The 8,660-nt window shown below is 68.0% G+C and carries 8 protein-coding genes and 4 tRNA genes; all 12 read left to right on the forward strand.

Going from position 1 to position 8,660, the window contains the following annotated elements; genetic code table 11:
* Positions 1-51: 51 nt before the first annotated feature.
* On the forward strand, positions 52-1,761 hold the full coding sequence (locus BLP83_RS13745; RefSeq protein WP_091243891.1) for a tetratricopeptide repeat protein: 1,710 nt from the start codon (positions 52-54) through the stop codon (positions 1,759-1,761).
* Positions 1,758-2,375 carry a lipoprotein insertase outer membrane protein LolB gene (lolB, locus tag BLP83_RS13750; RefSeq protein ID WP_091243894.1) on the forward strand — a complete coding sequence of 206 codons (618 nt, stop codon included), beginning with the start codon at positions 1,758-1,760 and terminating at the stop codon, positions 2,373-2,375. Before BLP83_RS13745 ends, lolB begins: the two co-directional genes overlap by 4 nt.
* Entirely contained in the window at positions 2,368-3,228 is an 861-nt protein-coding gene (gene ispE / locus BLP83_RS13755; RefSeq protein ID WP_091243897.1) for a 4-(cytidine 5'-diphospho)-2-C-methyl-D-erythritol kinase, read from the forward strand. The genes lolB and ispE overlap by 8 nt, the downstream gene beginning before the upstream one ends.
* A 29-nt stretch (positions 3,229-3,257) precedes the next feature.
* Positions 3,258-3,332, forward strand: a tRNA-Gln gene (locus BLP83_RS13760).
* Positions 3,333-3,482: 150 nt separating this feature from the next.
* Entirely contained in the window at positions 3,483-4,439 is a 957-nt protein-coding gene (locus BLP83_RS13765) for a ribose-phosphate diphosphokinase (protein ID WP_091243899.1), read from the forward strand.
* Positions 4,440-4,520: 81 nt separating this feature from the next.
* Positions 4,521-5,138, forward strand: a complete 618-nt coding sequence (locus BLP83_RS13770; protein ID WP_091243902.1) for a 50S ribosomal protein L25/general stress protein Ctc — start codon at positions 4,521-4,523, stop codon at positions 5,136-5,138.
* Positions 5,139-5,187: 49 nt separating this feature from the next.
* Positions 5,188-5,778, forward strand: a complete 591-nt coding sequence (pth, locus tag BLP83_RS13775; protein ID WP_091243904.1) for an aminoacyl-tRNA hydrolase — start codon at positions 5,188-5,190, stop codon at positions 5,776-5,778.
* A gap of 89 nt (positions 5,779-5,867) precedes the next feature.
* Positions 5,868-6,959, forward strand: a complete 1,092-nt coding sequence (gene ychF, locus BLP83_RS13780) for a redox-regulated ATPase YchF (protein ID WP_091243907.1) — start codon at positions 5,868-5,870, stop codon at positions 6,957-6,959.
* An 84-nt stretch (positions 6,960-7,043) separates the two neighbouring features.
* Positions 7,044-7,129: transfer RNA gene (locus BLP83_RS13785), tRNA-Tyr, on the forward strand.
* Between the two features lie 30 nt (positions 7,130-7,159).
* Positions 7,160-7,233, forward strand: a tRNA-Gly gene (locus tag BLP83_RS13790).
* A gap of 104 nt (positions 7,234-7,337) precedes the next feature.
* Positions 7,338-7,413: transfer RNA gene (locus BLP83_RS13795), tRNA-Thr, on the forward strand.
* Positions 7,414-7,471: 58 nt separating this feature from the next.
* A partial coding sequence (tuf, locus tag BLP83_RS13800) for an elongation factor Tu (protein ID WP_091243909.1) occupies positions 7,472-8,660 on the forward strand: 1,189 nt, incomplete at its 3' end.

Genomic DNA, 8,660 nt, shown 5'->3' on the forward strand with positions numbered 1-8,660 from the left:
GGCCCGGTTCGCCGCAGCCTGCGGCGGGCGCCGGACACTGCAAGAAGGTCGATGAACGCGCGCGCATTCTACCTGTTGCTGCTCCTTGCGTTGGCTGGCTCTCCGCCGGCCGCCGGCGCCGACGAAGCGCGCCCGCCAGCGCCCGTGCTGGGCGATGCCCTGCTGCCCCTGCTCGAGGGCGAGTTCGCCCTGCAGCAGGGCGACTCGGCGGCGGCTGCGGTGGCCTATGTGGAGGCCGCCAAGCAGTCCTCGGACCCGAGCGTGGCCGAGCGCGCCGCGCGCGTTGCCCTGCTGGCCGACGAGCGTCTGCTCCTGCTGGATGCCTTGAAGCGCTGGCGTGAACTGGACCCGAAGTCGCTCGGTGGACGCCAGTTCGAGCAGGTCGCGCTGATTCGGGAACAGCGTTTTGAGGAGGCCGCGGAAGGTCTGGTCGCGCTGATGAAAGAAGGCGAAGAGGGCCAGCGGCTAGCCATCCAGGCCTTGGCCGGTAGCGGCACGCCGGCGTTGGAAGTGCTCTCGCGTGTGCTCGATGCGCCCGGTTTGCCGGCCGAGTTCGGGCTGTGGGTGGCGCTCGGCGGCCTGGCCCAGCAGTGGGGCGATGCCGACCTCGCCGCGCGCGTGGTCGAGCGCGCCGGCGAGGTGTTTCCCGAGGATCGCCGCGTCGGCCTGTGGCGCGCCGAGGTGCTGCTGCGCCAGCAGCGCACCGAAGCCGCGGGCGCGGCGCTCGACGCGGTACTCGCGCTGGGCCTGACTGACATCCCTGAGCGCCTGCGCGCGGCCTCCCTGCTCGATGGCCTCGGTCAGCCCGAGCGTGCGGCCGAGCTGCTGGCCGAGGGCGAGCAGAGCGATGCCACCTTCGCTGGTCGCGCGGCCTATCTCGCGCGGCTGGGCGAGTCCGATGCCCTGCAGGCCCTGTACGGACTCATCAAGGCCGACGCGGTGGCCGCGATCGGCCCGGAGTCCGGTGCCGAGACGACCGTGTTCGATGCCGGCATCAGTGACGACCGCCGCTTCCTGCTCGGTCAGATCGCCGAAGTGCTGGAGCTTGGCGAAGAGGCCCTGCGCTGGTACTCGGCGGTCAGCGACCCGGCCCGGCGCCTGCCCGCCCAGCTGCGCATCGCCGTCCTGCACGAACAGGCGGGGCGCGGTGTGGAAGCCATCGAAACCCTGCAGGCCGTGCAGGGCAGCGACAGCGAGGACGGCGAGACCCTGCGCAATGCCTTTCTGCTAGAAGCCGAGCTGCTCAACCGGCGCGGCGAGCTCCTGCCCTCGATTGATGCGCTGAACCGCGGCCTGCAGATTTTCGAGGACGACCGCGCCCTGCTGTACGCCCGCGCGCTCACCTACGAGCGCCTCGATCGCGTGCCCGAGGCGATCATCGACCTGCAGGTGCTGGTGACCGAAGACCCCGAGGATGCGGACGCGCTGAACGCGCTGGGCTACACCATGGCCGACCGCACCGCGGAGTACGAGGAGGCGCTGGGCTACATCGAGCGGGCGCTGGCGCTGTCGCCGGAGCAGCCGGCCATCCTCGACAGCATGGGCTGGGTGCTGTTCAAGCTCGGTCGCCATCAGGAAGCCCTGGACTACCTGCAGCGTGCCTTCGCCGCCCAGGAGGACGCCGAGATCGCCGCCCATCTGGCCGAAGTGCTGGCCGCACTGGGGCGTGAGGAGGAAGCCCGCGAGATCTGGCAGAAGGGCGCCGGGCTCGACCCGGACAATCGCGCCATCCAACGCCTGCGCGAGCAGTTCGGCCCATGAGGCCAGCCGCCTTCCTGAGGACCAGGCCCCTTTCTGCCCTTGCCCTGCTGCTGCTCGTCGGGTGCGCGCGGGCGCCCCTGCGCGGGCCCGATGCCGAACTGCTGGCGGCCCAGGCCGGGCGCGAGGCGGCCTTGGCGCGGATCGATCATTGGCGGCTCACCGGTCGCCTTGCGGTTTCCGGCGAAGGCGAGGGCGGCAGTGGCCGCATCGACTGGGAGCAGCGCGGCGAGGCCTACACCATCGAGCTCAGCGCGCCGGTCAGCCGGCAGAGCTGGCGCTTGAGCGGCGACGCGTCGGGTGCCCGCCTCGAAGGGCACGGCCAGGGCCCGCTTGAGGATCGCGATCCCGAGGCGCTGCTGCGCCGCGCAGCGGGCTGGTCGATGCCTCTCGAGCCGCTTCAGGCCTGGGTCCGCGGTGCTCGCACGCGCGGCCGCGCAGAGATCGCTTTTGGGCCGGATGGCCTGCCCGCGCTGCTGCAGCAGGGCGGCTGGCGCATCGACTACCGGAACTGGGGTGAGTTCGACGGTCTGTCTCTGCCGGTGCGGGTGTTCGCCGAGTCCGGCGAGCGCCGGGTCCGGCTGGTGGTCGACCGCTGGGAGCTGGGCGATGACTGAGGCGCTGGTCCTGCAGGTGCCCGCCAAGCTGAACCTGTTCCTGCGCATCGTTGGGCGGCGCGCAGACGGCTACCACCTGTTGCAGACGGTGTTTCAGCTCATCGACCTGTGCGATGGGCTGCGTCTCCAAGCCCGCGAGGACGGCCGCATCGAGCGGGTTTGCGGGGCGCCAGGCGTGCCCGCGGCGGAGGACCTGTGCGTGCGCGCCGCCCGCCTTCTGCAGCCCCTGGCCAAACCAGGTGCTGGTGTGACGATCACGCTGGACAAGCGCATTCCGATGGGCGGCGGCCTGGGCGGCGGCAGCTCGGACGCCGCTGCCGTACTGCTGGGCCTCAACCGTCTGTGGGGATTGGGCCTCGACCTCGACCGTCTCGCGGCGCTCGGCCTGCAGCTGGGTGCGGACGTGCCGGTGTTCGTGCGCGGCCGCTCGGCCTGGGCCGAAGGCGTCGGCGAACGCCTGCAGCCTTTGGCGCTGGGCGAGGCGGCCTATCTGGTCGTGGACTCCGGGGTTTTGGTGCCGACCGTCGAATTGTTCCAAGCGCCTGAATTGACACGGGATGCGCCCCCCGCGACAATTGCGGGCTTCCTGTCCGGCGCAATCGAAGGCAATGCCTTTGAGCCGGTGCTGGTGGCGCGATCGCCCGCGGTGGGCGAAGCGCTGCAGGCACTCCGGTGCGCAGGTGGGGCGGCTGCCCTGCAGGTGGCCTTGAGTGGTACCGGCGGCTGCTGCTTCGCGCGCTTCGCATCGCGCGCGCAGGCCGAAGCGGCGCAGCTCCGGCTGGAGCCGCGCTGGCGCAGCTGGATCTGCCGGGGGCTCGAGGTGTCGCCCCTGCTGCAGGCGCTGGAGGCATAGGGCCTGGAGAAGGCCGAGGTTGCAGGAGTTGGGGCGTCGCCAAGTGGTAAGGCACCGGATTTTGATTCCGGCATTCGCAGGTTCGAATCCTGCCGCCCCAGCCAGATTTGCGGTGGTATCCGAGCAGCGCCGCCTGATGCGGCTGCGGCGGGGAGCGATGCGTCGGACACGGAGTCCGCGCCCGCGCGGTTTCAGGGCGCGCCGCGGTGGCGGGCCCGTCCATTCGGTCGCCGCAGGCGGCCCACAGGTGCGATGTGAACACTGACGGCATCCTCGTTTTCACCGGCAACGCCAACCGCCCGCTGGCCAACGCGGTCTGCCGCGAGCTGGGCGTACGTCCCGGCAAAGCCCTGGTGGGGCGGTTCTCCGACGGCGAAGTGCAGGTCGAGATCGAAGAAAACGTGCGCCGGCAGGAAGTGTTCGTGATCCAGCCGACCTGCGCGCCCACGGCCGAGAACTTCATGGAGCTGCTGGTGCTGGTGGACGCGCTGAAGCGCGCCTCGGCCGCCAGCGTCACCGCTGTCGTGCCGTATTTCGGCTACGCCCGCCAGGATCGCCGCCCGCGCTCGGCGCGCGTGCCGATCACCGCCAAGGTGGCCGCGCGCATGTTCAGCGCGGTCGGCACCGACCGCGTGCTGACGGTCGACCTGCACGCAGACCAGATCCAGGGCTTTTTCGACATTCCGGTCGACAACGTTTACGCCTCGCCCCTGCTGCTGGCTGACGTCTGGCGCACCCAGGGCACCAAGGACCTGATCGTGGTCAGCCCCGACGTCGGCGGCGTGGTGCGCGCGCGCGCCATCGCCAAGCGCCTGGACGACGCCGACCTCGCGATCATCGACAAGCGCCGTCCGCGCGCCAATGTCGCCACGGTGATGAACATCATCGGCGACGTCTCCGGCAAGACCTGCGTGCTGGTCGATGACATCGTCGACACCGCCGGCACGCTCTGCGCCGCTGCCGCGGCGCTGAAGGAGCACGGAGCCCGCAAGGTCGTCGCCTACTGCACCCATCCGGTGCTGTCCGGGGCGGCGATCAGCAATATCAACGGCAGCCAGCTGGACGAGCTGGTCGTCACCGACACCATCCCGCTGTCGGAGGAGGCCCGCGGCTGCGGGCGCATCCGCCAGCTCAGCGTGGCCGAACTGCTGGCGGAAACCATCCGCCGCATCGCCTTCGGAGAATCCGTCAGCTCGCTCTACGTGGACTGACGCCATCGCCCACCCTGGTCGCGGGGTGGGCATCCAGGTCGCCGCAAGGCGGCTTACCCCAAGCAAGAAAGGCAACACACAATGGCAACCCAGCATGAAATCAAGGCCACCGTCCGCAAGGATGCAGGGAAGGGTGCGAGCCGCCGCCTGCGTCGTTCGGGTCAGGTGCCTGCGGTCGTCTACGGCGGTCACGCCGAGCCGACCAGCATCGAGATCCTCCACAACACCGTGTGGCTGGCCTCGGCGCATGAGTGGTTCTACAGCTCGATCATCGACCTGAACGTGGATGGCCAGGTCCAGAAGGTCATCCTCCGCGACATGCAGCGTCACCCGGTCAAGCCGCTGATCATGCACATGGACTTCCTGCGCGTCTCCGCCGACGAGCTGATCCGCGTGCGCGTGCCGCTGCACTTCCTGAACCAGGACACCTCGCCGGCCGGCAAGGCCGGTGGCGTCGTGATCACCCACGAAGTCAACGAAGTCGAAGTGTCCTGCCTGCCGGGCAACCTGCCGGAGTTCATCGAAGTCGACCTGGCCGCGCTGAAGGCCGGCGACACCGTGCACCTGTCCGACATCAAGCTGCCGGCCGGCGTCACCATCCCCGAACTGAAGCTGGGCAAGGAGCACGACGTCGCCGTGGTGATCGCCCGCCAGTCGAAGGCCGGTGAGTCCGAAGAAGCGGCGGAAGAGAAGAAGTAAGACCTGCCGATCCCGCCAGCGCTTGCGCTGGCGGGATCCGCCTTGCCGCATGAGCGCGCTGCGACTGATCGTTGGCCTGGGCAATCCGGGCACTGACTACGCCCACACCCGCCACAACGCGGGTTTCTGGTTTGTCGACCGCCTGGCCGAAAAGGCCGGCGTCCGCTTCACCCATGAGGCCAAGCTGCACGCCGAGACCGCGCGGACCACGCTGGAAGGCCACAGCCTGTGGCTGCTGAAGCCATCCACCTTCATGAACCGCAGCGGCCAGTCGATCGCTGCCGCGCTGCGCTACTACAAGATCGAGCCGGGCGAGATGCTGGTGGCCCACGACGAACTCGACCTGCCCGCGGGCACCGCGCGGCTCAAGTTCGATGGCGGCCACGGCGGCCAGAACGGCCTGCGCGACGCCTTCGCCCATCTAGGGCACGGCAAGTTCCACCGGCTCCGGGTCGGAATCGGCCACCCCGGGCACAAGGACAAGGTCACGCCCTGGGTGCTCGGTCGCCCCGCTCGTGACGATGAAATCGCCATCCAGCGCAGCTTGGATGCCGCCCTCGATCAGCTGCCGCTGCTCGTGCGCGGCGACTTCGCCGAGGCGATGAAGAGGTTGCACACGAACACCGGGATTCGGGATTAGGGATTCGGGATTGGCGCACGCCTGCGCCTTGCCCGGCTCTGCTCCTTCGAATCCCCAATCCCGAATCCCCAATCCCGGACTTCAAGCCCATGGCCATGAGATGCGGCATCGTCGGACTCCCCAACGTGGGCAAGTCCACCCTGTTCAACGCCCTGACCAAGGCGGGCATCGCCGCGGCCAACTTCCCCTTCTGCACGATCGACCCCAACGTCGGCGTAGTGCCGGTGCCGGATCCCCGGCTCGACCAGCTGGCCGAGATCGTCAAGCCGCAGAAGATCATTCCGACCGCGGTCGAGTTCGTCGACATCGCCGGCCTGGTCGCGGGCGCCAGCAAGGGTGAGGGCCTCGGCAACAAGTTCCTGGCCAACATCCGCGAGACCGATGCCATCGCACACGTGGTGCGCTGCTTCGAGCATGGCGACATCGTGCATGTCGCCGGCAAGGTCGATCCCATCGCCGACATCGACACCATCGACACCGAACTCGCATTGGCCGATCTCGAAAGCGTCGAGAAGGCGCTGAACCGCTACGAGCGCGCGGCCAAGGCCGGCGACAAGGACGCGGCCCTGCGCCGCGACCTGCTGACCCGCGTGCGCGCCCACCTCGACCAGGGCAAGCCGGTGCGCGGCATGGGCCTCAATGCCGACGAGCGCGGCCTGCTGCGGGAACTGTTCCTGCTCACTGCCAAGCCGGTGATGTACATCGCCAACGTCCGCGAGGACGGGTTCAGCAACAACCCGCACCTAGACCGCGTGCGCGAGCGAGCGGCGGGCGAGGGCGCGGAAGTCGTGCCGGTCTGCGCCGCCATCGAGGAGGAGCTGTCCCAACTCGAGGATGCCGACCGGGACGTGTTCCTCGCCGACCTTGGCCTCGACGAGCCCGGGCTCAACAAGGTCATCCGCGCGGGCTACAAGCTGCTGGGCCTGCAGACCTACTTCACCGCGGGCGTCAAGGAAGTCCGCGCCTGGACCGTGAAGGCGGGCTCCACCGCCCCGCAGGCAGCGGGCGTCATCCATACGGACTTCGAGCGCGGCTTCATCCGTGCCGAGACCATGGCCTTCGATGACTTCATCAAGTACCGCGGGGAGGCGGGCTGCAAGGAGGCCGGCCGGCTGCGCCTTGAGGGCAAGGAGTACATCGTCCAGGAGGGTGATGTGCTGCACTTCCGCTTCAACGTCTGACCCATTTTTTCGATCGCGCAAACTTTTTCGCGATCCGGCATTGACAGACGGCTTTTCGACGTTGAAAATGCGGGGCTCTCTGTTGGAGGGATACCCAAGCGGCCAACGGGGGCAGACTGTAAATCTGCTGGCTCACGCCTTCGGTGGTTCGAATCCACCTCCCTCCACCACCGTTTGATGGCTTCGGCTTGCGGAACCAAGCGGGAGTAGTTCAATGGTAGAACCTCAGCCTTCCAAGCTGATGGTGCGGGTTCGATTCCCGTCTCCCGCTCCACTGCTGGAAGCTGCAGGTTGAGGATCGAGGTGCGCCGCGGGCCGCCAAGATCGCAAGGTCACCATCCTCGCCGAGGGGTGGTGGCTGGTTTCAGAAAAACGCGTGCTCATGTAGCTCAGTCGGTAGAGCACTTCCTTGGTAAGGAAGAGGTCGCTGGTTCGATTCCAGTCATGAGCACCATCTCTCACGGCACCCCTCCTCACTTTCCGAATCTTCAGTTCACCGGGATACCAAAGCCATGGCCAAGGGTAAGTTCGAGCGCACCAAGCCGCACGTGAACGTGGGCACGATCGGTCACGTTGACCACGGCAAGACGACGCTGACGGCGGCGCTGACGAAGGTGGGTGCCGAGCGTTTCGGCGGCGAGTTCAAGGCCTACGACGCGATCGACAAGGCGCCGGAAGAGAAGGCTCGCGGCATCACGATCTCGACCTCGCACGTCGAGTACGAATCGCCGACCCGCCACTATGCGCACGTGGACTGCCCGGGCCACGCCGACTACGTGAAGAACATGATCACGGGTGCGGCGCAGATGGACGGCGCGATCCTGGTGTGCTCGGCCGCTGATGGCCCGATGCCGCAGACGCGCGAGCACATCCTGCTGGCCCGCCAGGTGGGCGTGCCGTACATCGTCGTCTACCTGAACAAGGCGGACATGGTGGACGACGCCGAGCTGCTGGAGCTGGTGGAGATGGAAGTCCGCGAGCTGCTGTCGAAGTACGACTTCCCGGGCGACGACACCCCGATCGTGAAGGGTTCGGCCAAGCTGGCGCTGGAGGGCGACCAGTCCGAGATCGGCGTGCCGTCGATCATCGCCCTGGTGAATGCTCTGGATACCTACATCCCTGAGCCCGAGCGCGACATCGACAAGACCTTCCTGATGCCGGTGGAAGACGTGTTCTCGATTTCGGGCCGCGGCACCGTGGTGACCGGCCGCATCGAGCGCGGCGTGATCAAGGTGGGTGACGAAGTCGAGATCGTGGGCATCCGCCCGACGGTCAAGACCACGGTCACGGGCATCGAGATGTTCCGCAAGCTGCTGGACCAGGGTCAGGCGGGCGACAACGCCGGTCTGCTGCTGCGCGGCACCAAGCGTGACGACGTCGAGCGTGGTCAGGTGCTGTGCAAGCCGGGTTCGATCAAGCCGCACACCCAGTTTGAAGCTGAGGTGTACGTGCTGTCGAAGGACGAGGGTGGCCGTCACACGCCGTTCTTCAAGGGCTACCGTCCGCAGTTCTACTTCCGCACGACCGACGTGACCGGCTCGATCGAGCTGCCGGAGGGCGTGGAGATGGTGATGCCGGGCGACAACATCAAGATGAACGTGACGCTGATCGCCCCGATCGCGATGGAAGAAGGCCTGCGCTTCGCGATCCGCGAAGGCGGTCGTACCGTCGGCGCCGGTGTTGTCGCCAAGATCATCCAGT

It is taken from the genome of Aquimonas voraii (assembly GCF_900101825.1).
Lineage (GTDB): Bacteria > Pseudomonadota > Gammaproteobacteria > Xanthomonadales > Xanthomonadaceae > Aquimonas > Aquimonas voraii.